This is a genomic window from Microbacterium sp. NPDC087589 (assembly GCF_044743635.1).
In the GTDB taxonomy this organism is placed as follows: domain Bacteria; phylum Actinomycetota; class Actinomycetes; order Actinomycetales; family Microbacteriaceae; genus Microbacterium.
Genome location: NZ_JBIUWV010000006.1, coordinates 204,213 through 226,335 on the forward strand (window position 1 = coordinate 204,213; position 22,123 = coordinate 226,335).

The window sequence follows — 22,123 nt, forward strand, 5'->3', positions numbered from 1 at the left end:
TCCGGCTCCAGTCACTCGGGACCCAGTCTCCCCACCGTGTCTGCGGCATCATCATGTCGCCGGATCAACTCGAGCGTCTCTTCGGTCGTGAAGGTCTTTCCTCCGCGTTCGGCGAGAGCCTCGATCCGAAGTGTCTCCATACCATCTCGGATCTCCTGGAGACGTGCGAGACGCGCCTGGTCTTCTGGGTCGGTCACGGTGTCTCCGTTCAGGTGCTCAGGTGGTCGCGATATCAGGATTCAGGTCTGACGTTCCCGTCGGTTCTACATCCCGCGCGGGGTCGATCTCGCGCGTGCGCATGACAGCGTCGACGCCGAGAAGTCCTGCGAAGCGCGCGGCATCGCGCCCACCGATGATGCGGTTGAGCGCGAACTTCGGCGGGAACTGGTCGAGGACAGAGATCTCCTCATCGAAGTAGTCCGTGGTCATCATGGCGAAGATGCGCGTGGTGTCCAGGGCGCGGAAGCTGTCGATCGACAGGATCGATGTCGTCACGCCGCCCCAGATGAGGCGGTCGAACTCTTTCTGGTTGGTCCAGTGCTGGCGTATGCGCTTGGCGATCCCTGCGGACTCGGATGACTCGCCGACGTAGACCTGCCGGTACTCGTCGAGCACCATGATGTAGACCCCAGGCACGCCAACCCATTCAGTGAGATCTGTCACCTCGACCATGTCCGGGTGACCGTCGAGCGCCAGCTGCAGAGTGGCTTCGAACTCGACCGGGTCGAGCGAAGCGAAATGGGCCATGTTCATGTCGAAGTTCGCCAGCACGTCGGCCTGGTGCGCTTCGCACCACTCGTCGGTGAGGATGCGGTGCTCGTCGTCGTCGAAGTAGCGACTCTGCCGGTCCCATGCCTCCGGGTTGGCATCCCGGGACCCGCGAGGCATCGAGGATCGCTTGTTGATCGTGGCGTATGTGTCGCGTGACATCTTCAGGCCGAGACCGACGTTACTGCGCACCTTGGTGCCGAAGTGCGTGGCTCTCTCGATGCCGTCAGCACGAGGCCGACGCTTGCGCGGTATCGCGATGTTGACGCCCCATATCTTCCGGGCGAGACGCGTCTGCCAGTGGTGCCAGATGAGCAGGTGACCGGAGTCCGTCAGCGCATGCAGGGACGCATTCGCGTTGGGACCGATGCCGACGTTGAATATCCGTTCAGGATCGAACTCGAGGTGCTCACCTTCGGGTATGAGGCCGGCGCTGGTCAGCTCGAACGGGTCAGCGTCGCGCACGAGATAGCCGGACTCTTCGAGCTCGCGACGCACCTCCTGCGCCCCCTTGGACGACTGAGCCCACACGAGTGTCTCGCGGGGTGTGACGGTGATCTCGAGGTGCATGCGGGAGCGCCGCTCAGAAGACGCGGATGCGGAAGCGATCCGCCGCGGTCTTCAGGTCGTCGTCGGTGACGAGGATCGGCTCTGCGGCCAGAGTGAGCACATCGCGGGCTTCGGGATGATCCAGCCATATCGCCTTGCACCAGGCGGCGCCGTGCTTACTGCCGAAGTGCACTCCGAGCGGAGTGGTGCCGGTGTCGAGAGTGAGGCCGTGCAGGTGCTCGGCGATGCGGGTGGTGACGTGACGCTTCTCGCTGCGGAGCGTGCCGGTGGTCAGGTGGGTGACGTTGAAGCTCGCCAGCAGCGGCCCGATCGCACCCTCGATGGCGGAGATGGAATCGGGGTGCTCGACGTCGACGAGCCAGCCGGGATCGGGGAGTACAACGGGGATGAGCCCGCGGTCGTATCGCCAGCCGGCGGGGATGGCGCCGAGACCCATGAAGTCGCGCTCCGACCACTCGCGAGCGATCTCCTCGATGTACTCCTCGAGGGAGACCCCGGCGAACTCGGCATCCTTCGTGAGCGTGTCTGTCGCGCCGTTGGCGCGCTTGAAGCCGGAGAGCACCTCGGCATAGGCCGCAGCGCTTGTCTCGGCGACGTAGAAGGTCTGACCGGGCACGTCGTAGCGGCCCCAGGCCTGACGCCACTTCGCAGCAGCGTCACGGGGCGCGCCAGACAGCGCGGGGTAGTCGTTCTTCCCGATGTGGAAGCCGTAGGCGCCGGGGTCCGAGATGAGTCGGAGGCCGGTGACAGAGCAGGTCCGCGCAGTCGTCACGCGTCGGCGGTCCCGGCGATGAACGACTCGACCGCGTCAGCGACCTCACCATGACGACCCTCGCGGATCGCAGTGATCGGGGTGTCTTCCCGCAGGTGCGGGTTTCCACCGATGAACCACTGGCGGGCGACGTGATCACCGTCAGCTGCAGACAGGAGACTCCACTGACGGTGAGCGAACGTCAGACGGTTCGACGCGTCCGAGCGCGGCTCGGGACCGTCAGCCTTGGCCCAGCGGATCGGGAGCTTGCGGTCCTTGGAACCCGCGAGCCCAGCAACGAGCGTCGGGCCGAGGGCCGCGTTGAGCTCGCGCACGATGTCGTGGATGTCCATCCGCATCGTGCGGCTGTGCGCTGTGGTGGGGGTCAGGGTTTCCATGACTTTAGGATACCTCTGATCTACCCGCTAAGCCACCCTAATTACACCCATCCATTACCGGTGTCGACTGGATACCCGTCGTGGCTGAACCGGGCTACTGCCGCGTGCAGGTGCCGGCGTCCCAGATGACGTCGCCGTCGGACACCTCATTCATTGTCACGTTGAAGCTGGACCCATCGACCGTTGCCCGCAGCTCAGCCGTCCCCGCTTCACCGCTCGGGGCAGTCATTGGCATCGAAACGAAGCCTTCGTCCTCGGGCTTGGTGGCAGGAAGCTGCACAGCGAAGTCGGGGCCTGTTACGAGGCCTTCCTCCTCGTCGATTGATAGCGGAGATATCCAGTCGAAGAACCCGGTCAAGAACTCGCTCTCGGTTTCGAAGGAGAAGGCTTCGTCCTTCACGTGCATGGTGAAGGGTGCCACGCCCCCGCCGGTGGCCGTGGGCTCTGTACCGGTGCATTCCCATGATCCCTGGAGGTAGTCGAAGGTGGACCGAGATTGCGCAGCGCACCCGCTGAGAGCCAGTGCGGCACCCAGGGTCAGGGCGGTCAGGGCGAGGGGTTTCCGGGACATGGCGTTCCTGTCTGATCGAAGGTCACTCAGGACTATGACGTCACGAGAGGGCATTGGTCACCTCGCGAAGTGAGTCGATGAGCTGACGAGCAGCCTCTGGGATCGGCGCCGCTACTGGGTGTCGGAGCGAGCACTCGTCGTCCACCGACATCGAGATGAACCCGATGAAGTGGTCGACGGGGTCGCGGTGCCGGGAGGGCAGCATCTCGCCGTCGAGGCTCTTGCACGACGCGCACTGGTGGGGGCGTGGGGAGAAGCGATTGCGGATGCTGCGCTGGGCGCCGCACGACGCACACCGCCAGCGACCGCACGTTCGGCACACGCCGTCCGGCGGCAGCATGCGCACGATCTCCGCGAGCTCCTCAGGTGAGGGGGTGTTCGGAATACGAGTGATGGGCATGAGCGCTCCTTCGGGTCGGAGTGCCGGCGGCGAATAGCCAGGCATCAGGTGAGTCTGTACGGTGAGGGGCATGCAGCTGCTCGAGCTACCCGACCCGCTTGGCAAGAAGCCGTCGATGTGGGTGAACGTCGACCACGTGGTTAGCGTCATGCCGATGTATCGAAATACCGGAACGGCGATCACAGCTGAGGCCGAGGTGAAGCTCGAGGGGATGCCTCTGCGTTCTTTTGGATGATGCCCAGGGTGGCGAGGAGAGTTTCGAACGCGTTGCCGGCTCCGTCGCCGCGCCCTCTGCCTCCGCGGGCGAGGCGGGTGGTGTAGACCATGCCGTTATCGGTGAGCGTTGCGGCGGGATACCCGTGCTCGTGGGCTGACGCGGTAAACGTGTCAGTGACGGTGTGTCCGGTGATGCGCGGGTGGGCGCTGAGATGCAGCAGATAACGGGAATGATCGTCGATCCAGCCGATCACTTCGACGTCCGCGCCGGTGCTGAGGGACACGTGGGTGAAGTCGGATTGCCAGAGCTCGTTGGGGCGGTCGGCGGTGAATCGGCGCCAGGACGAGCGGGGACGCTTCTGTGGTTGCGGGCTGACCTTGCCCGCTGCGGTGAGGATCCGCCAGATCGTCACCCGGGACAGGGAGATGCGTTCACGGGCCAGGTGCTCGCTGATCGTGTCCGCCCCGGCATCGACGCCGAGGGCGATGAGTTCATCTCGCAGTGCGAGGACTCGTTCGCGGATTCGGTCGGGCGTTCGAGTGGGTGACGAGCGGGGACGCCGCGAGCGAGGCTCGTACGCGGCGTCGCCTTCGACGAGCCACCGGTGATGGAGCTTGTGGACCAGCGTTTTGGAGACGCCGTATCGCGCGGCCACCTCGCCGTAGGAGAGCTTCTGGATCGTCACGGCTTTGATGAGGATCTCGTACTTGGCCACCGTTCACGATGTCCTGAGACACCACCACTCCACCAGACCAGCCGTTCACGATGTCCCGAGACACCCGTTCACGATGTCCTGAAACCAGACACCACCGTCACCGCCACCATGAAGGCCCCGATTCCCTTGGAAACACTGGGATGCGGGGCCTTCGTCATGCGTGCGCCGTATACAGCGGTAACGCAGCAGTAACGCGAGCGGAATCGGAATTGCAGCTGCTGATCGACTCAGCGCGGCCGGCGCCATCGCTACGGTCGCCGCCACGGATGACGCCGCGCTTCGGGGGCCAAGGCCTTTGGTCCGTCGTTGTCGCCGGAACGGCCTCTTCTACCGGCACGCGGGCAAATGCGATGTTCGTGAAGCCGAGCCGATTCAGGTCGCGGACGGTTTGCATTGGCGTCAGCCCGTGGCTCCAGCTGCCTTGGTGATGGCTGCTCGCACTTGGTCCCGGAGTTGGCCGTCGGCAAGCGCCTGGGTGATTAGGGGGTTGGGTGCTCGACGAGTGCATATGTCCATCTGCTCGAGGATTGAACGGGGCACGCCAGGTCGCGGCCCACTTTCCGCTCAGAGAGAAGCTGCGCGCCTCGGAAATCGCGATCGACCTACGGACGCCTTCTGTCTGCCTGAATCCCACGCGAATCGCGGTGGCGCGGTTTGGGCGCGCAGTTGAGCCGATTTCCGCGGAGCGGTCTCAAGCGATACGCTCGACTCATGAGAGTGAGAATCATTATCATTAGTGCGATCGCTGCGGCGACGCTGGGACTTGCCGGGTGCGGCGCGGCATCTGCCCCCGCTTCGAACGATGCGGCCGGTGTGGATGCCGGCGCCGACGTTGGCTTCCCGCTCACGCTCGAGAACTGCGACGCCGATGTCACGATCGAGCACTCGCCGCAGCGCGCGGTCTCGCTCAATCAGTCCGCCACCGAGATCATGATCGCGCTCGGGCTCGAAGAGCGCATGGCAGGCACCTCGTACGAGACCGACCCGATCGGCGAAGACATCGCTGACGCCTACGCCGAGATCCCGCTGCTGACCGACGGGCTCCTCAAGCTCGAGACGTTGCTCGAAGCCGAACCAGACTTCGTCTACTCCTCCTTCGCATCCTTCCTCACCGCCGAGAACGCGGGAGAACGCACCGAACTGCACGACCTCGCCGTGCCCACCTACCTCAGCGAGTTCGACTGCACCTATCACGTCGCGGTCGAAGGCGGGGCGACCTTCGACATGCTCTTCGAGGAGATCGAGACCATCGCCCAGATCTTCGACGTTCCGGAGCACGGTGAAGAAGTGGTCGCGGCCCAGCAGGCGACCGTCGACGAGGGGCTCGATATCGCGGAGCAGATCGAGGGCACACCGAAACTCGTCTGGTTCTACTCGACAGCGGCATCCGCATCCACGCCATCGGTCGCCGGTCCAGGCGGCTTGCCGCAGACCGTCACCGACATGCTCGGCGCCGAGAACCTCTTCAGTGACGCCGACACGAAGTGGCCCGAGGTCAGCTGGGATGAGATCGCCCTGCGCGATCCCGACGTGATCATCCTCGGTGACCTCACCCGCGGATACCCCGGCGACACCGCCGAGGAGAAGATCGACTTTCTCAAGAGCGATCCTCTGACCTCGACCATGGATGCCGTCATCAACGACCGCTTCATCATCGTCCCCGGCCAGTACATGGACCCATCGATCCACAGTGTCCAGGCGCTACCGACCGTGGCTCAGGGGCTCGTCGATCTGGAGGCGAAGTGATGCCGGACGGGATTGAAGACCTCATCCGCCGCTGGGATGACCAGCAGTCCGCGTACATCACCCACCGCGAACAGCGCTTCGAGATCATGCTCGACGTCATCGCCCACGTGTGCGAGACCGCGCCGGGCCTGGATCCCGACGGCTCAGGACTCACCGCTCTCGACCTCGCCTGCGGGCCCGGAAGCCTGTCGCAGCGGATACTCGAGCGATTCCCCCGCGCGCGAGTGATCGGGATCGACTACGATCCCGTCCTACTCACCCTCGCCGGCACCTGGCTCGGCGCCCGCTACGGCGAGCGATTCACGGCTCTCGACGCCGACCTCGCAGCACCCGGATGGGACGCAGGATTGCCGGAAGGCGCGGCCCACGTCGCCGTCTCCTCGACGGCGCTGCACTGGCTGGAGCCCGCGCAGCTCGTCGCGCTCTACGCCACGCTCGGCGAACTGCTGCCGCTCGACGGCGTCTTCATGGATGCCGATCATCTGCGCTTCGATCCGGCCGCCCAGCCCCTCCTCAGCGCACTCTCCGCCGCTGACGACGAACGAACCCAGCACGCCGCGCACTCGCAGGGCGTGCAGACCTGGGACGAATGGTGGGCGGATGCCGTCGCGCTGCCGGAACTCGGTGGGCGCAAAGCCGCGCGGGACCGACGGTTCGCGGATCGCCCGCCGACGCCGCACGCACCGCTCGAGCTGCACCTCAGCGCGCTGCGCACGGCCGGCTTCGCCGAGACGGGCGTCATCTGGCGCCACTTCGACGACGTCGTCGTCCTGGGGCGGCGATGACCGAGGTCACCGAGACGTGTGCCGCGATCGACAGCACGACCCGGCATCCGTCTGTGGCAGCCCGACCAGGAACGGGCGTGACCGCCCCCGCCGGCGAGGCGACTCACCCGGCCTCCGGCGCGACAGCGGCCCCGGCCTCCGACGACCGCGTGCGCCAACGGCTGCAGTCGTCGGCCGTTCTCATCCTCTTCACTGCGGCGCTCGTCGCATCGATCATCGCGGCGACCTTCGTCGGCACCGCGAGCATCGGACCGCTCGATGTCATCGGGATCGTCCTCCGGCACCTCGGTCTCGAGGCACTCGCCCCGGCGCCACCCGTCTCGCCGCTCATCGACGCGCTGATCTGGGAATCACGCCTGCCACGGGTGCTGCTCGCCGCGACAGTCGGACTCGGGCTCGCGGTCTCCGGCGCCGTGCTGCAGTCGATCACCCGCAATCCTCTCGCCGAGCCGTACTTGCTGGGCGTCTCGTCCGGCGCCTCCACCGGCGCCGTCGCTGTCATGATCCTCGGATTCGGCTCCGGCGCCGTGAGCCTCTCGACGGGTGCGTTCGCCGGCGCGATCGTCGCCTTCACGATCGTGCTGCTGCTGATCGGAGGAGGCCGCGTATCCAACCCGGCCCGCGTCGTACTCACCGGCGTGCTCGTGTCGCAGTTCTTCTCAGCCGTCACTTCTCTCGTGCTCATGCTCAACGGCGACGCCGACTCCACCAGGGGCTTCACCTACTGGCTGCTCGGCTCGCTCGGCGGCGCGCGATGGGAGCCGCTCATCGTCGCATCCATCGTCATCGTGATCTGCGCCGTCGCCTGCCTGCTGTTCGCACCGGCCCTCGACGCCTTCACCTTCGGCTGGGACACCGCCGCCTCGGTCGGTATCAACGTCACCCGCGCGAGGGTGGCGCTGATGATCCTCACGGCGCTCATGACTGCGGCAGCTGTCGCGGCATCCGGGGCGATCGGGTTCATCGGCCTCCTCGTCCCGCACATCGTCCGCCTGCTCGCCGGTCATGCGCACCGGATGCTGCTGCCGCTTTCAGCGCTGGGAGGAGCGATCTTCCTCATCTGGGTCGACATGTTCGCACGCTCGGCGTTCGCTCCGCACGAGGTGCCGGTCGGCGTCATCACCGCGCTGCTCGGCGCACCGGTCTTCGCCCTGGTGCTGCGCAAGGCGGCCAGGCGATGACCGCGCTCACGGCCCACGGCATCGTCTGGTCGGTGGGCGGACCCGCGATCCTCGACGGTGTCTCGCTCGAGGCCCGCTCGGGGGAGATGCTCGGCATCCTCGGCCCGAACGGCGCCGGCAAGACCTCGCTGCTGCGCATCCTCGCAGGCCTGCGCCAGCCGGATGCGGGCACGGTCACCCTCGACGGCCAGGAACTTCGAACTCTGAGGCGACGAGCCGTCGCCCGACGCCTCGCGATCGTCGAGCAATCCCCGGAAGTGCATGACGACATCACCGTGCAGGAAACCGCGGCCTTGGGGCGCACGCCGCATCGCGGCACGTTCGCGGCCATGGACCGCGAGGATCGTGCGGCGATCGAACGCGCACTCGCGCTGACGGGTATGGGGCCGTACCGCTCACGCACCTGGCGCAGCCTGTCGGGAGGCGAGCAGCAGCGCGCGCAGCTCGCACGTGCACTTGCGCAGGATCCCGACGTGATCGTGCTCGACGAGCCCACGAACCACCTCGACATCCGATACCAGCTCGACGTGCTCGCTCTGCTCTCGTCGCTGGACATGACCGTCATAACGGCGCTGCACGACCTCAACCTCGCCGCGCGGTTCTGCGACCGGGTCGTGGTGCTCCACGACAGCGGAGTCCGGGCGGCCGGGCCGCCTGCCGACGTCCTCACCTCGGAACTGCTCCGCGGAGTGTACGAGGTGGACGCCGTGGTCGAGACGTCGCCCCACACCGGATCGCCGATGGCGACGTACCTCGGCGCGATCGCGAGCCGTGCGGCGGCGCGGTGACAGGGAGGGTGCCGGTCATCGCCCTCACCGGACACCTCGGTGCAGGTAAGACGAGCCTGCTCAACCATCTATTGCGCACCCCAGGCGCCAGGCTCGGCGTTGTCGTGAACGACTTCGGCGCGCTCAACGTGGACGCTGCGCTCGTGACCGGGCAGATCGACGAGGCCGCGGCGATCTCCGGCGGTTGCCTGTGCTGCCTGCCCGATGCGGGTGGGCTGGATGCGGCGCTGGAGAAGCTCGCGCATCCCCGGCTGCGACTGGACGCAATCGTGGTCGAGGCGAGCGGTGCCGCCGATCCCGTCAGCCTCGCGCGACTGCTGCGCTTCAGCGGTGTCGAGCGGATCAGGCCTGGCGGCATCGTGGAGGTGATCGATGCGGTCGCACACTTCCAGACGGTCGACACCTGGCCGGACCCTCCGTTGCGTTACGCAGCGGCGACCGTTGTCGCGATCGGCAAGACCGACCTACTGCCTTCGCAAGAGCGAGAAGATCGGGTGAAGCTCATCGAACAGCGTGTGCGGGCACGCAACCCCACCGCGCAACTGGTCATCGCGCGGGAAGGGCGAGTCGACCCCGCGCTCGTGTTCGACACCGCGACCATGGAGGATCCAGAGGAGCAGCTTCCGATCGCGCGGCTGCTTCGCGAGGAGAATTGTGGACATGACGATCATGAGCACGCCCGCGCCGCCTCCATCGCGCTGCCCCGACCAGTGTCTCCGGGCGCCCTGATCGATCTGTTCGAGCAACCACCCGCCGGTGCGTACCGGATCAAGGGTCGGGTGCGGGTGCTCGGGCCCAAGGTGGACCGCGGCTATGTCGTCAACGTGGTCGGGCGGATGATCCATATCGCCCCGTTGGCGGAGCCGCCCGAGGTGGGGGAACTCGTGGCGATTGGCATGAGTCTTGACGTCACGGCTGTTGAGCGACGGCTGCGGGCGCTGGCCGCCACGTCAGCGGACCGCCCGGACGCGGCCGGGCTGCGCCGGCTACGGCGATACCGTCGGCTCAGCGATTGACCTTGCGGTCCGTCTCATCTGCCGGCGTCGAAGCACCTGCGTGATCACAGCGAGGTGCGGGAACTCGATGAGCATGCCCAGGATGATCGCCGCGTGAACGACCGGCTGATCGGGGAGGGCGATCGTCGTCATAGCGAGCATCAGAGGAGCGTTGCGCGCCGAGGTGGTCATCGTCAGCAGCGCGTGCTCGGGGTGGCGGAGTCGGAATACGTGGGCGATGCCTTCTCCGAGCGCAAAGGTGATGGTGAAGAAAAGGCACACCACGAGCAATACGCGCACGAAGGAACCAGGATCCGCTAGGACAGTGCCGACGTTGCCTGCGAAGATCGTGACGATCACGGCTGCGATGACCGACGGTACGACCCGATCCATCGTTTCGACGATCCGCTCCCGGCGTGCGGCGGGCAGCGCGAGCTGCAGCAGGAGGCGCAGCCCGAGGCCGATGGTGGCCGGCAGCACGAACCAGGTAAGCAGAGTCGGGCCTACGACGCCGGAAACTGTGGACTCTGTCTGCGGGCCGGTGAGGAGAGTGAGCCAAACCGGGAAGAGGGCCAGCTGCAGAGTCAACTGCAGGGGGATGAGCGCCGCTCCGGTCGCCGTGTCGCCGCCGGCGAGGCGCGTGAATCCGAGGAACCAGTCGGTGCACGGAGCCAGGCAGTAGAGCAGCACACCGAGTCGCAGGGCGTCGTCCGGCAGCAGCACGGTCAGGACGACAGCGACCAACGGAATCAGCAGAAAGTTCATCCCGACGGCGAGCAGCACGGTTCGCGGTGCGCGCCTCAGAGTGGGCAGCCCGTCAAGTCGCACGGTGAAGAACAGCAGGCCGACGAGTAGCAGGATCAGAGGATCCACGAACTCGCCGATGCTCTCCGCGGCCCCCGGCGTCACCACCCCGAGCAGGCTCCCGCTGAGGATGGCGGCCAAGAACAAGGCGGTCGCGGCGCCGGCGCGCCGAGGTGGCGTCAGCAGGCGCATTCCACCCCGCAGCAGGAGAGGTCATCGGTGAGCATGCCGGCAGCGCGCCAGGCATCGAGCGCGCCGGTGTCTTTTCCGGCCCTTTCGCCGATGACGCGGGCGATGTGGGCGAATCGCTGTCGGAACTTGTACACGAAGCAGAACTTCAGACCGCCATGGCGGATTGCCGGCCCCGACAAGAACAACCCTGGAGTGATCGTCGACTGATCGTCCTCATCGAGCTCCGGCCAGCCGTCCGATCGTGGCGCGAATAGATGTTCGACCGGGCCGAGTCCCGGTCCGTACCCCGTCGCGACGATCGGACGGGAGTCGACGCGTAGCCGGGATCCATTGTCCAGGCTCACCACCCACTTCGTTCCCTCGCGCTTGATCCCGCTGGCGTGCGCGCCGACGAGCGCGAGCCGACCCGTGCTCAGTGCCCTGGCGAGACGTGCCCGTGAACGAGGGGCGAGTCGGAAGGAGGGGTCGGAACCCGCCCCGGCATCCCAAGGAGTCGCTCCGTCGACGACGGTGACACTGGCGCCGCCTTCGACGTGGTGGCAGGCGATGTCGATCCCGGACTCGTAACCCCCGATCACCACGGAGCGATCCTCGCGCGGTTCCCAGGCCGCAGCTGCGGCCGCGCGGTCGCTCAAGCCGCTGCCGGAGAGTCGCGGATCCAGTGGTTGATGGAACTCACCACCAGCCCAGACCAACGAACGCGCAAGTACCGGGCCCCGCGGGCACGCGATCTCGAAGCCCTCCGCCTTCCGGGTCACGGCGGTAACCTCTGTCCTGTCCAACACGGGCACCCTGAAGTGCTTTACGACGCCGCGCAGGTACTTCGCGTACTGCTGACCGGTCGGGTAGTCCACACCGAGACTGAAGGCCGGCGACGTCTCCGGATGCACCGCGTTCAGGTCAGTGGCCCCGAAGCCGTTGCCGGTGAACGAGGGGGTGAGGAAAGTCTGTGCGGTCGGCCAATCGATGAATGTCTGCCCGATCTGGCCCCGTTCAAGCACTCCGAAGGTCAAGTTCTCCACAGCAGCCAGCGCGAGGGCGGTGCCGATGCCAGCCGGGCCAGCACCCACGACGAGGGCATCAAGGATCTTCGGGTTCGCAGACATGAACTCACCATCTATTGAGAATCGTTCTCAATAGGCTACGGCAGAACCTGCGCCGCAGCGAATCGCGCCCGTTCGGCCTGCCGCAGCGGCGGGGTGACTAGGCTTCGGCCGGATCGCCAAGTCGAAGCGTGGCGTCGACACCAGAGACAGTGCTGTCCACGACTGCGCGGTAGTAGTTCCAGCGCATTCGCGAGGCGGCATCACCACCATCAGCGAAGGGGCGGATGAACTCCTGCCCCATTCTGTGGACCGCGGCCGAAGCCGTGGATATCGCCTGAAATTCCGACATCATGGTCGCGTGGTCGCGCGGCCCGTCGCCCTCGTGCTGGAGACGGTCATCGCTGATCGAGATGGTGAGCATGGCGTTGTTGAGCAGCACCGCATAGGCGATCTCGGAGCGGCCTCCGAAACCGGCGCGCTGCAGGGCGGATATTCCTGCGTCGAGGATGGGCAGTACCGCGGGGAGCGTGGGGCCGTGCATGAGCATCCACTTCGCCGTGCCGGGATACTCCGCGGCGCGAGGTCCGGCAGACCACAGCAGTCCCCGAAACCAGTCCTGCCACGGCAACTCCGGCGCGGGTAGCTCAATCCGCTCGAGCATCCGCTCGACGACCCGCCTGCACAGCAGATCCTTTCCGCCTACGTGATGGTAGATCACGGACGGAGCCACACCGAGCCGGCGGGCGAGATCTCTGATCGACCAGCTCATTAGATGCGACTCGCGCGTGAGGTCCGCTGCTGAATCGACGACGAGAGTAGGGGTCAGTCCGACGTGAAAAGGCGCGGGGTCGGTCATGTCGACGATGTCTCCTTGAGGGACTGGACCATAAGTCTCAGACCGTTGAAGTTAGGTTCGCCTTACTTGTGCGCTGGGGCCAAATAGAACACTGTTCATACTACTATGTGATAATGGTTCTCAATAAGCTTCAGGAGGTTAAGCGCATGGGCGAGCAGAGCCACGAATGGACCGTTCGAACGGTGGAGGAGTCCTTCTTCGCGCCGGTGCGCAGGAGTCTCGCTGGCATCGTCGTCCTGAGTATGATCGGGGCGCTCAGCGGTGTCGTTCCGTTTATCGCGATCGTCGAACTCGCCCGTACGTTGCTGCCGGCGTTGTCGGGCGGCAGTGTCGACGCCGCCCGAGTGTGGATGATCGTCGCCGTTGCTGTGGTGGCGTTGTTCGTGAGTTTCGGTTCGGCATTCCTGTCTGGTCTGGTGAGCCACTTCGCTGATGCCGAGTTGCAACTGACGCTGCGACAGCGAATCGTGCGTCATCTGCAGGAGTTGCCGTTGGGGTGGTTCGACCGGCGTACCTCGGGGACGGTACGGAAGCTCGTGGAGAACGACGTCGTCGCGCTGCACCAGCTCGTCGCCCACGCGATCCACGACGTCGTCACCGCGGTCACGGTCCCGGTGGCCAGCCTCGCCTATCTGTTCGTGGTGCAGTGGCAGTTAGCCGTGGCGGCACTGGTTCCTCTGTTGATCACCGCGATCCTCTACCCGCTGCTGATGCGTGGCGGGGCGGAGAAGTACCGGCAGTACGACGAGTCAACCGAGGCGCTTTCTGGGGCGACTGTTGAGTTCGTCCAGGGGATCGCCGTGGTCAAGCGATTCGGGCACATCGGACGCAGCCATCAGCGATATCGGGACGAGACCAAGAAGTATGTGCGCTTCGTCGGCGAATGGACACGTGAGACGGCGGTGATGTTCACGGTCATCGAGATCATCACCTCGCCGGTGGTGGTGCTGGTCTGGCTGCTCGCCGTCGGCGTCTGGCTGGTAGGTGCCGGCGCCGCGGCTCCGGTCGACGTGCTGCCCGGCCTGCTGCTGGGGCTGGGGCTGACTGGCCCGCTGATGAAGCTCGGATCTTCGGCGCAGTTCCTGCGCAATGCGACCAAAGCGCAGCAGTCTCTGTCTGAGTTCTTTGCGCTCGATCCCGTGTCGCGCGTAGATGCCCCGCTCAGTCCGAAGGGTCACGAGGTCGCGTTCGACGCCGTCTCCTTCAGTTACGACGGTGAGCACCAGGTGCTGCATGAGATCACCGCGGCGTGTGCGCCCGGCACGGTGACCGCGTTGGTCGGTGCGTCCGGCTCCGGAAAATCGAGCCTTGCCAAGCTCGTGCCGCGCTTCTACGACGCTCAGGACGGCACGCTTGCGATCGGAGACGCCGACGTGCAGCGGATCACCGCGACCGAGCTGTACCGCCAGGTCGGTTTCGTGTTTCAGGACGTGCAGTTGCTGCGGGCGAGTCTGCGCGACAATATCCGCCTCACGCGCCCTGCGGCCACTGACGAGGAAGTGGAGGACGCGGCTCGGGCGGCACAGATTCACGAGCGGATCCGGCGGTTCGATCGCGGATACGACTCCGTTGTCGGAGAGGACGCGAATCTCTCCGGCGGTGAGGCGCAGCGAGTCACCATCGCCCGGGCTCTGCTCGCTGACACGCCGGTGCTCGTGCTGGATGAGGCGACCGCGTTCGCTGACCCCGATTCGGAGGCGTCTATCCAACGCGCACTGTCGACTCTTGCCGCCGATCGCACGGTGCTGGTGATCGCGCACCGGCTGCACACAATCGCCGGCGCAGACCAGATCCTCGTGCTCGAAGAGGGCCGAATCGTCGAGCGTGGCACGCACGCCGAGCTTGTCGCGGCCGAAGGAAGGTTCGCTCGAATGTGGTCCGACTATCAAGCCGGCCACGCGCGCTCTCTCCCGGAAGGAGTCCAGCCATGATCCGCCGACTTCTGCGTTACTCATCACCCACCGCACGCCGTCTACTCATCACCGAGTTGGTGTTCATCGTTGCCGCTGCGATCCTCCAGGGCCTCGCGTTCCTTCTGCTTGTGCCTCTGCTGCGCGCGCTATTCGCCGGCGACACCGCTGCCGCGGCGTCCTGGCTGATCGCGATCGCCGTCGTCGGAGTCGGTTATGTGCTCGCGGCGTGGGTTGCCAGCCAGTTCGGCATGAAAACGAGCACGGCGTTGCTCGATTCCCTGCTCACTCGGCTGGGCGACCGGCTGGTGGAGCTTCCGGTGGCGTGGTTCGGTGCGGACCGCTCCGGCCTCATCTCCGGCATTGCAACCCAGGGCGCGATGTTCGTCTCGAACATGCCATATGCGATCCTGCGGCAGATCCTCACCGGGTTCATCACTCCGGGCACGGTACTGATCGGGATGTACTTCTTCGACTGGCGTCTCGCCCTGACGATGACCTTCATGGTGCCTATCCTGATCATCGGGTATCGGTGGTTGCGAGGAACGATCGGCCGGGGCGACGCGATCCACGCGGAAGCCGTGGACGACGCATCCAACCGGGTCATCGAGTTCGCCCGCGTACAGCCCACCCTGCGCACCGCCGGACACGGCTCGATTGCAGACCGGCTGGTGGACGACGCCCTGCAGAACCAGCACCGCGCCTACCGAGGACTGCTCGTCACAGGCGGAGCCGGTATCGCGACCTTCGCGGGCATAGTCCAGCTCTCCCTGACATCGCTCCTCGTCGTCGGGGCGTATCTCGCGGTCGGCGGCACCGTCGACATCGCAACGCTCATCGCGCTGCTCGTGCTCGGTGTGCGCTTCAACGAGCCCATCGTCGCCGCTGGCGATCTCGGGGGTGGCGTCGCCGTCGCTCGCACCACCCTCGACCAGCTTGACCGGCTCGCCGCCGTGACCGCGTTGCCGGAACCGGCAGAGCCCGCCGAACCAGCGGATTGGAGAATCGAGTTCGCGGACGTGACCTTCGGCTACGGCGGTGACACACCGGTGCTGCGAAACATCTCGTTCACGGCTCCCGCCGGTGGTATGACCGCGCTTGTGGGGCCGTCGGGTTCAGGGAAGACGACGATCACGAAGCTCGTCGCCCGCTTCTACGATCCCGAGGCGGGGACCGTGTCGATCGGTGGCGTCCAGCTTCCGCATCTCGGCACTGCCGTGGTCGAATCCGCGGTCGCCCCCGTTTTCCAGGACGTCTATCTGTTCGACGACACGATCCTGAACAACGTCTGGATCGGCAATCCCGATCTCAGCCGGGAGGAAGCAATCGCCGCGGCGACCCGCGCCAAGGTCGACGAGATCGCCGCACGACTTCCCGACGGGTGGGATGCCAGGGTCGGGGAGGGCGGTTCCAACCTGTCCGGCGGTGAGCGTCAACGGGTGTCGATCGCGCGAGCGCTGTTGAAGGATGCGCCGATCGTCTTGCTGGACGAAGCGACCGCGGCGCTGGACATCGGCAACGAGATCGCGATCGGCGAGGCCATCGATGCTGTTCGATCCGACCGGACGATGATCGTCATCGCCCACCGGCTGCAGACGATCATGACCGCCGACCGCATCATCATGCTCGACGGAGAGGGCGGCATTCGCGAGACCGGAACCCACACGCAGTTGCTCGCCGCCGGCGGCGCGTACGCCCGCTACTGGACCGAGCGCGTCGACGCTGCCGGTTGGCAGCTCGCCCCACACGACTGAAGCACCCACCCCGAAAGGACCCGATTCGATGACCGACCACACCCTGTCGTCCCCCACAGCAACGCCCGCTCGAGTGAAGGCTCGATCGCCATTCTCTGTGCGATTCTCCGCCCGAGATCTGCTCAACGTCGCGATCTTCGCCGTCATCTACTTCGTGATCGTGTTCACGATCGCGATGCTGGGCATCATCAGCCCCGTCGTGATGCTGCTCACCCTGCCACTGTCCGCCATCGCTGCAGGCATCCCCTACATGCTGTTCCTCACCCGCGTCCGGCATGCGGGCATGGCGGCTCTTTTCGGTCTCGTGGTGGCGCTCCTGTACCTCATGATGGGGCAGCCGTGGCAGAGCACGCTCGTCACGATCGGAGTGTCCGCCCTCGCCGAACTGATTCTGTGGGCTGGCGACTACCGGTCGAAGTGGGCGACGATCTGGGCCTATACGGTGTTCACCGCGTGGTCCGTCGGTCCCTGGGTCCCGTTCTTCCTCGACCGCGACGCCTACCTGCACTCGTCGAGCATGGAGGGCATGGGTCCGGAGTACGTCGCCGCTTTCGATCAACTCGTCTCGGCGCCGATGGTCCTCGGAATGGTCGTCGCGACCGTCGTGTGCGGATTCCTCGGCGGGTTGCTGGGCACCAGAATGCTCGGCAAGCACTTCCAGAAAGCCGGCCTTGCCTGAGAGCGAACCCCCCACGGCCGGCACGCCGCGCCAGGGCAGTCTGGATCCTCGGATGAAGATTCTGCTGGTGCTGGCCTGCAGCATCGCTGTGATGAGTCCCGGCGGGCTGCGCTTCGTCCCATTCGTCCTGCTCCTGGGAGTCGGGCTCGCACTGTCAGAACGAGAATGGACGCGCGCGGTCGGGCTGACGGCGACCGCGATCGTGATGTGGGCGCTGGGCTGGGTGCTGCCACTCTGGTGGCCGAACGCGTTCACCGCGATCGTCGCGATCGTGTGCATCTACCTGATCCGGTTCGTCGCCGCTATCGGCATCGGTATGCACCTGATCGGGACGACCTCCCCGACTCAGCTCGCCTCGGCATTGCGCGCCTGGCGGATTCCACGTCCGGTCTCGGTGACCCTCGCTGTCATGCTGCGGTTCTTCCCTGTGGTGAGCGCCGAGGCCGCGTCGGTGATGGATGCGATGCGGTTGCGGGGGCTCGCAGGGGCGAACGGGTTGCTGCGCCACCCAGTCCTCACCCTGGAGCGGTTCACAGTGCCGATGATCGCCGCGAGCCTGCGCGCCAGCGAAGACCTCTCGGCCTCCGCCGTTCTCCGCGGGCTCGGCTCTCACCGCGTCCCCACGGCCATGCACCCGCCGCGCTTGGGAACTGCCGACCTCCTTCTCGTCCTCGCTGTCGCCGTGCTCGCCACGGCGGCCCTGATCCTTCCGGCGCTGCTGACATGATCCGTATCGAACACACCAACTGGACATACCCCCACGCCGAACAGTCGAGCCTGCGGAACCTCGACCTGCAGATCTCCGCTGGCGAGTTCGTCATCCTGTGCGGCGCGTCAGGATCCGGCAAATCCACTGCCCTGCGGCTCATGAACGGTCTCGTCCCGCATTTCCACGACGACGGCACGCTCACCGGCACTGTCACCGTTGGCGGGATGATCACCGCTGACACGGAGCTCGATGCGATCGGCCTCCTCACCGGAACGGTGCTGCAGCATCCCCGGCGTCAGTTCTTCACCGACAGCGTCCCGGAAGAGGTCGCCTTCGCGATGGAGAACTTCGGCGTCGCACCCGAGGAAATCCGCAACAGAGTCACCACAGCGGTCGCCGACCTCTCCGAGGGGGTGCCGGTCGGGCAGCGGCTACGGGATCTGTCCGGAGGGCAGCAGCAGCAAGTCGCGATCACCGCCGCGACCGCGCATCGTCCCCACCTCCTCCTGCTCGACGAGCCCAGCTCCAACCTGTCGGCCGACGCCGTGCGCAGGTTGACGGCCACCCTGGCAGAGCTCAAAGCCAGGGGAGTGACGATCGTCGTCGCCGAGCACCGTCTTCGCTACCTGGAGGATCTCGTCGACCGTGTGATCGTCATGCGCGACGGGGCGATCGACGTCGAATGGACCGCCGCTCAGTTCCGTGCAGTGCCGGATGACGAGCTTGCGCGGGAAGGGCTGCGGGGAGTCGTGGCCGCGGTCCAGCTGCCCGTCCTCCCGGCCGCGGGGCCGAGCATCGCCGGCGGTATCGACGCATCCGATGTCCCGGAAGGTCAGCTCGAACTGGAGGCGATCCGCTGTCGCCTCGGCGGACGCGTCGTGCTTGACATCGACCGGATCGCTTTCGCCGCGGGCACCGTCACCGCGATAAGGGGTGTCAACGGTGCAGGAAAATCCACCCTCGCCCGGATCGTGACCGGGCTGCAGCGCAGCACCGGCGTCGTGCGTCTCGACGGAAAAGCGCTGGGTGCAAGGGCTCGGCAGCGGGCGAGCGCGATCGTCATGCAAGACGTGCAGCGACAACTGTTCACTGACAGCGTTCATGCCGAGATCGACCTCGCCGCCCTCCACACCCGCGCACCTCAGACGGAGGGGATCCTCGCGGCCCTCGACCTCGCTGATCTCGCCGAACGGCATCCGCTGTCTCTGTCCGGCGGTCAGCAGCAGCGGCTCGTCGTCGCGGCCGTCCGCGTCGCCGGCCGCAGAATCGTCGTCTTCGATGAGCCCAGCTCCGGGGTTGATCGCCGCCACCTGCAGTCCATCTCCGACCAGATCCGCCGGGTCGCCGAGGACGGATCCATCGTCCTGCTCATCAGCCATGACGACGACCTCCTCGCTCTCGCCGCCGACCGCCAACTCACCCTCACCTCTGCCGTCCCCGAGCCAGTGTCCGGCGTTGTCGCGGAGGCCACACAGAGCATGTCTTCGAAGGAGACCAGATGACGTCGCCGATCGCCGAAACGGCAACAGGACAGACGACATCGCGCCCGCAGATTCCACTGCTGCTGGGAGCCGTATTCCTCATCTACCTCGGGCAGATGACACTCAACCCGATCATCGCACCCCTATCACGCGAGGTGGGACTTGCCGAATGGCAGATCGGGGTCACCATCAGCGCGGCTGCAATCATGATCGTCCTCACCAGCCAGTTCTGGGGACGCCGCTCCCAATCCTGGGGTCGCAAGCCCGTGCTCGTCGCCGCCTTCTGCCTCGCGGTGGTCACCATGGCACTGTTCGCACTGCTGGCCTGGCTCGGCATGACCGGCGTGATCACCGGAACACTCCTCTTCGTCCTCTTCGTCGTGCTGCGCGGGATCGGTTTCGGCACCGCGATCGCCGCAGTGCCGCCTACCGCACAGGCCTACATCGCCGACGTCACGACCGATGAGAGCACTCGAGTGAAGGGCATGGCCGCGGTCGGCGCCGTGCAGGGCATCGCGATGATCGGCGGCTCGATCGTCGGCGGACTCCTCTCGGCATTCGGGCTCGTCAGCCCGCTCATCGCCGTCCCCATCCTTCTTTCTGCCGGCCTCGCTCTCATCGCCTTCCGACTTCGCCGTGAACCTCGCCACGAACTCATTCAGACACCGGTACGCATCAGTCCGCTCGACTCGCGCGTGTGGCCCTTCCTGCTCGCCGGATTCGGAATGTTCACCGCACTCGGGTTCATCCAGGTCATCACCGGGTTCATCGTCCAGGACCGTCTCGGACTCGACGCAGCAACCACCGGCCTAGTCACCGGCGGCGCGCTCCTGGCCGCGGGCGTCGGCATGGTCCTCGCGCAGACCGTCATCGTCCCTCGCAGCGGTTGGAACCCGGTGACGCTGCTACGCGTCGGCGGCGTGATCGCACTGACGGGCTTCCTGCTGTTGATCATCGACGCAGGTCCCGTGCTGCTGTTCGCCGCCATCCTGATGGTCGGACTCGGTCTGGGCATCGCGATGCCCGGGTACACCGCCGGCCCCACCCTCGTGGTCGGCAGAGAGGAGCAGGGCGGTCTCGCCGGAATCGTCGGTGCGACCACCGGGCTCACTTTCGTCATCGCCCCTACGGCCGGTACCGCGCTCTATGGCGTCTGGGCGCCGTTGCCCGTCATCACCGCCGCCGCGATCATGCTCATCGTCACACTCTTCGTCCTCGCCCATCCTCGATTTCGACGCCTCCCGTCTCAGGCGTCGTCGAGCGATGACTATCCCACCCACGTACTGAGAGAAACGGATCAGTCATGACCACGTCCACGCACGACTCGATGCCGACGCAGCACGAAGAGACCGTCTACGAAAGGCTCGGCGAGTTCCACGACCTCTTCATGGAACCGACGTGGGCTCGACTGCGACCCCACATGCAGACAGTGTTCGGCCACCTCGATCGTTCCGCAGCTGTCGCTGAAATCGGCGCAGGAACAGGGCTCGGCGTCAGAACACTCGCCGCCGTATCCGACACCCAGATCTGGGCGCTGGAACCAAGCCTCGTCATGCGCGCGACGCTCACCGCGCGCATCGCCGACGACCCGGAACTGTGCGAGCGCGTCACCATTCTGGCTGGACCAGCACCTGCATCACTTCGGGACCTTCCCGAGCGGATCGATGGAGTCGTTTGCGCAAACATGCTGGGTCACCTCGACGTCGATGAGCGTCATGCCCTTTTCGCCTGGCTCGCCGCGCACCTGAGCGAGACCGGGACCTGCCTCGTCACCACCCAAGAACCCGCCGGCTCCACCCGTGGCAGCCGCATCGCCGAGATCTCCGAAGCCCGCTCGATCGGCTCATACGAGTACCGCGCTACCTATCTTGAAAGCGGGGAGACCGGTTCTTTCTCGACTCGATATGAGGTGTGGGATGGCACAACCCGGCTGCGTGCAGAAACCTACACCGGCCGGTGGCACGTACTATCCGCTCAGCAACTCGGAGCAGAGCTCGCAGGTACCCGGCTCGCGATACAAGCCATCGAGCCGGGAATCGCGCTCATCCGACGGGCCTGAAAAAAAGGAGGACCGGCGGAGATCCGCCGGTCCTCCTCATCTTCGATGAGTCAGTGCTCGTCGTAGTGCTCGCCGTGTGCGGCGTGCTTGTGTCCGTCGTGGACGAAGTCGACGTGGTCCCCGTGCTCGACTGTCTCGTGCCCGCAGTCGGCGCCGTGGGCGTGGTCGTCGACGGTGTGCTCCGCGACGGCTTCGTGCTCGTCGTAGTGGTCCCCGTGCAAGGCATGGTGATGGGTGCCATGAACGTAGTCCGTGTGGTCGTCGTGCTGCACGGCCTCATGGCCGCAGTCCGAGCCATGCTGGTGCTCGGTGATGGTGTGCTCGGCGTGGATATCGGTAGTGCTCATGATGCTTCTTCCTTGGGGGTTGTGTCTTCGAGGACATGGGCGATCGCGTCGTCGACAACGTGCGCGATGTGATGGTCAGCCAGCTGATACGCAGCCTCGCGACCCGTGCGGGAGACCGTGATGATGCCCGCCTGACGCAACGTCTTCAAGTGCTGCGACACCAACGGCTGCGACATCCCGCTTCGCACGGCCAACGCGCCGACCGTGGCTGGCTCGGTCGCGAGCAGACGCAGAAGCAGAAGCCTCGACGGCGACCCCAGCACTTTGAAAAGTGCCGCGGTAGCTTCCAGGCCTGCTTCTGTCTCCATGTGTTTAGCTCACCACACACATAAATAAATCGCAATATGTTTATACTGTTGAGAACAGTTCTCGTGTCGTCTCATTTCGCTGGCCAGCGCACG

General features: G+C 65.9%; 24 protein-coding genes. 12 read left to right on the plus strand and 12 right to left on the minus strand.

Going from position 1 to position 22,123, the window contains the following annotated elements:
* Window positions 1-11 precede the first annotated feature (11 nt).
* The 7 genes from ACIOU8_RS13950 to ACIOU8_RS13980 all read right to left on the minus strand — a co-directional run bounded on the left by ACIOU8_RS13950 (window position 12) and on the right by ACIOU8_RS13980 (window position 4,390).
* Window positions 12-197: a hypothetical protein gene (locus ACIOU8_RS13950; RefSeq protein ID WP_400790577.1), complete on the minus strand. Its 186-nt coding sequence runs from the start codon at window positions 195-197 to the stop codon at window positions 12-14.
* A 19-nt stretch (window positions 198-216) separates the two neighbouring features.
* Window positions 217-1,338 carry a hypothetical protein gene (locus tag ACIOU8_RS13955; protein WP_400790579.1) on the minus strand — a complete coding sequence of 374 codons (1,122 nt, stop codon included), beginning with the start codon at window positions 1,336-1,338 and terminating at the stop codon, window positions 217-219.
* Window positions 1,339-1,351: 13 nt separating this feature from the next.
* A complete protein-coding gene (locus tag ACIOU8_RS13960; RefSeq protein WP_400790581.1) occupies window positions 1,352-2,110 on the minus strand; it encodes a hypothetical protein in 759 nt (252 codons plus the stop codon).
* Window positions 2,107-2,487 carry a hypothetical protein gene (locus ACIOU8_RS13965; protein ID WP_400341450.1) on the minus strand — a complete coding sequence of 127 codons (381 nt, stop codon included), beginning with the start codon at window positions 2,485-2,487 and terminating at the stop codon, window positions 2,107-2,109. The genes ACIOU8_RS13960 and ACIOU8_RS13965 overlap by 4 nt, the downstream gene beginning before the upstream one ends.
* Before the next feature lie 94 nt (window positions 2,488-2,581).
* Window positions 2,582-2,887, minus strand: coding sequence for a hypothetical protein (locus ACIOU8_RS13970; RefSeq protein WP_400790585.1), 306 nt, complete (start codon window positions 2,885-2,887; stop codon window positions 2,582-2,584).
* A gap of 211 nt (window positions 2,888-3,098) precedes the next feature.
* Window positions 3,099-3,458, minus strand: a complete 360-nt coding sequence (locus ACIOU8_RS13975) for a hypothetical protein (RefSeq protein WP_400790587.1) — start codon at window positions 3,456-3,458, stop codon at window positions 3,099-3,101.
* Window positions 3,459-3,637: 179 nt separating this feature from the next.
* Window positions 3,638-4,390, minus strand: a complete 753-nt coding sequence (locus ACIOU8_RS13980) for a DDE-type integrase/transposase/recombinase (protein WP_400790589.1) — start codon at window positions 4,388-4,390, stop codon at window positions 3,638-3,640.
* Window positions 4,391-5,107: 717 nt separating this feature from the next.
* Here ACIOU8_RS13980 and ACIOU8_RS13985 point away from each other — a divergent pair.
* The 5 genes from ACIOU8_RS13985 to ACIOU8_RS14005 all read left to right on the plus strand — a co-directional run bounded on the left by ACIOU8_RS13985 (window position 5,108) and on the right by ACIOU8_RS14005 (window position 9,906).
* Window positions 5,108-6,136 (plus strand): ABC transporter substrate-binding protein, encoded by a 1,029-nt coding sequence (locus tag ACIOU8_RS13985; RefSeq protein WP_400790591.1) that lies wholly within the window; start codon window positions 5,108-5,110, stop codon window positions 6,134-6,136.
* Window positions 6,136-6,921 (plus strand): class I SAM-dependent methyltransferase, encoded by a 786-nt coding sequence (locus ACIOU8_RS13990; protein ID WP_400790594.1) that lies wholly within the window; start codon window positions 6,136-6,138, stop codon window positions 6,919-6,921. Before ACIOU8_RS13985 ends, ACIOU8_RS13990 begins: the two co-directional genes overlap by 1 nt.
* Before the next feature lie 77 nt (window positions 6,922-6,998).
* Window positions 6,999-8,102, plus strand: coding sequence for a FecCD family ABC transporter permease (locus tag ACIOU8_RS13995; RefSeq protein ID WP_400790596.1), 1,104 nt, complete (start codon window positions 6,999-7,001; stop codon window positions 8,100-8,102).
* On the plus strand, window positions 8,099-8,890 hold the full coding sequence (locus tag ACIOU8_RS14000; protein WP_400790599.1) for an ABC transporter ATP-binding protein: 792 nt from the start codon (window positions 8,099-8,101) through the stop codon (window positions 8,888-8,890). The genes ACIOU8_RS13995 and ACIOU8_RS14000 overlap by 4 nt, the downstream gene beginning before the upstream one ends.
* 8 nt (window positions 8,891-8,898) lie before the next feature.
* Window positions 8,899-9,906, plus strand: a complete 1,008-nt coding sequence (locus ACIOU8_RS14005) for a CobW family GTP-binding protein (RefSeq protein WP_400790602.1) — start codon at window positions 8,899-8,901, stop codon at window positions 9,904-9,906.
* Here the strand turns inward: ACIOU8_RS14005 and ACIOU8_RS14010 are convergent.
* From ACIOU8_RS14010 to ACIOU8_RS14020, 3 genes are all read right to left on the minus strand, one after another.
* Entirely contained in the window at window positions 9,877-10,881 is a 1,005-nt protein-coding gene (locus tag ACIOU8_RS14010) for an arsenic resistance protein (protein ID WP_400790604.1), read from the minus strand. The genes ACIOU8_RS14005 and ACIOU8_RS14010 overlap by 30 nt on opposite strands.
* Window positions 10,869-11,987 (minus strand): NAD(P)/FAD-dependent oxidoreductase, encoded by a 1,119-nt coding sequence (locus ACIOU8_RS14015; RefSeq protein WP_400790606.1) that lies wholly within the window; start codon window positions 11,985-11,987, stop codon window positions 10,869-10,871. The genes ACIOU8_RS14010 and ACIOU8_RS14015 overlap by 13 nt, the downstream gene beginning before the upstream one ends.
* Window positions 11,988-12,084: 97 nt before the next feature.
* Window positions 12,085-12,783 carry a TetR/AcrR family transcriptional regulator gene (locus ACIOU8_RS14020; RefSeq protein WP_400790608.1) on the minus strand — a complete coding sequence of 233 codons (699 nt, stop codon included), beginning with the start codon at window positions 12,781-12,783 and terminating at the stop codon, window positions 12,085-12,087.
* Between the two features lie 68 nt (window positions 12,784-12,851).
* Here ACIOU8_RS14020 and ACIOU8_RS14025 point away from each other — a divergent pair, with 68 nt between their 5' ends.
* Genes ACIOU8_RS14025 through ACIOU8_RS14055 form a run of 7 tightly spaced genes read left to right on the plus strand, consistent with a single transcriptional unit; the run spans window position 12,852 to window position 21,375 of the window.
* On the plus strand, window positions 12,852-14,714 hold the full coding sequence (locus tag ACIOU8_RS14025; RefSeq protein ID WP_400790610.1) for an ABC transporter ATP-binding protein: 1,863 nt from the start codon (window positions 12,852-12,854) through the stop codon (window positions 14,712-14,714).
* Window positions 14,711-16,447, plus strand: coding sequence for an ABC transporter ATP-binding protein (locus tag ACIOU8_RS14030; RefSeq protein WP_400790612.1), 1,737 nt, complete (start codon window positions 14,711-14,713; stop codon window positions 16,445-16,447). The genes ACIOU8_RS14025 and ACIOU8_RS14030 overlap by 4 nt, the downstream gene beginning before the upstream one ends.
* A 28-nt stretch (window positions 16,448-16,475) precedes the next feature.
* Entirely contained in the window at window positions 16,476-17,126 is a 651-nt protein-coding gene (locus ACIOU8_RS14035) for an MptD family putative ECF transporter S component (RefSeq protein ID WP_400790614.1), read from the plus strand.
* A gap of 52 nt (window positions 17,127-17,178) precedes the next feature.
* Window positions 17,179-17,853, plus strand: coding sequence for an energy-coupling factor transporter transmembrane component T (locus tag ACIOU8_RS14040; RefSeq protein ID WP_400790616.1), 675 nt, complete (start codon window positions 17,179-17,181; stop codon window positions 17,851-17,853).
* Complete coding sequence (locus tag ACIOU8_RS14045) at window positions 17,850-19,337, plus strand: ATP-binding cassette domain-containing protein (protein WP_400790618.1); 1,488 nt, start codon at window positions 17,850-17,852, stop codon at window positions 19,335-19,337. The genes ACIOU8_RS14040 and ACIOU8_RS14045 overlap by 4 nt, the downstream gene beginning before the upstream one ends.
* Window positions 19,334-20,623 (plus strand): MFS transporter, encoded by a 1,290-nt coding sequence (locus ACIOU8_RS14050; protein ID WP_400790620.1) that lies wholly within the window; start codon window positions 19,334-19,336, stop codon window positions 20,621-20,623. The genes ACIOU8_RS14045 and ACIOU8_RS14050 overlap by 4 nt, the downstream gene beginning before the upstream one ends.
* Before the next feature lie 20 nt (window positions 20,624-20,643).
* Window positions 20,644-21,375, plus strand: coding sequence for a class I SAM-dependent methyltransferase (locus ACIOU8_RS14055; protein WP_400790622.1), 732 nt, complete (start codon window positions 20,644-20,646; stop codon window positions 21,373-21,375).
* 50 nt (window positions 21,376-21,425) lie between these two features.
* On the opposite strand, the gene ACIOU8_RS14060 is transcribed toward ACIOU8_RS14055, so the two are convergent.
* Both ACIOU8_RS14060 and ACIOU8_RS14065 read right to left on the minus strand, forming a co-directional pair.
* On the minus strand, window positions 21,426-21,722 hold the full coding sequence (locus tag ACIOU8_RS14060) for a hypothetical protein (RefSeq protein ID WP_400790624.1): 297 nt from the start codon (window positions 21,720-21,722) through the stop codon (window positions 21,426-21,428).
* The gene (locus ACIOU8_RS14065; RefSeq protein ID WP_400790626.1) at window positions 21,719-22,030 is read right to left on the minus strand and encodes an ArsR/SmtB family transcription factor; all 312 of its coding nucleotides are present in this window, start codon (window positions 22,028-22,030) and stop codon (window positions 21,719-21,721) included. The genes ACIOU8_RS14060 and ACIOU8_RS14065 overlap by 4 nt, the downstream gene beginning before the upstream one ends.
* Between the last annotated feature and the right edge of the window lie 93 nt (window positions 22,031-22,123).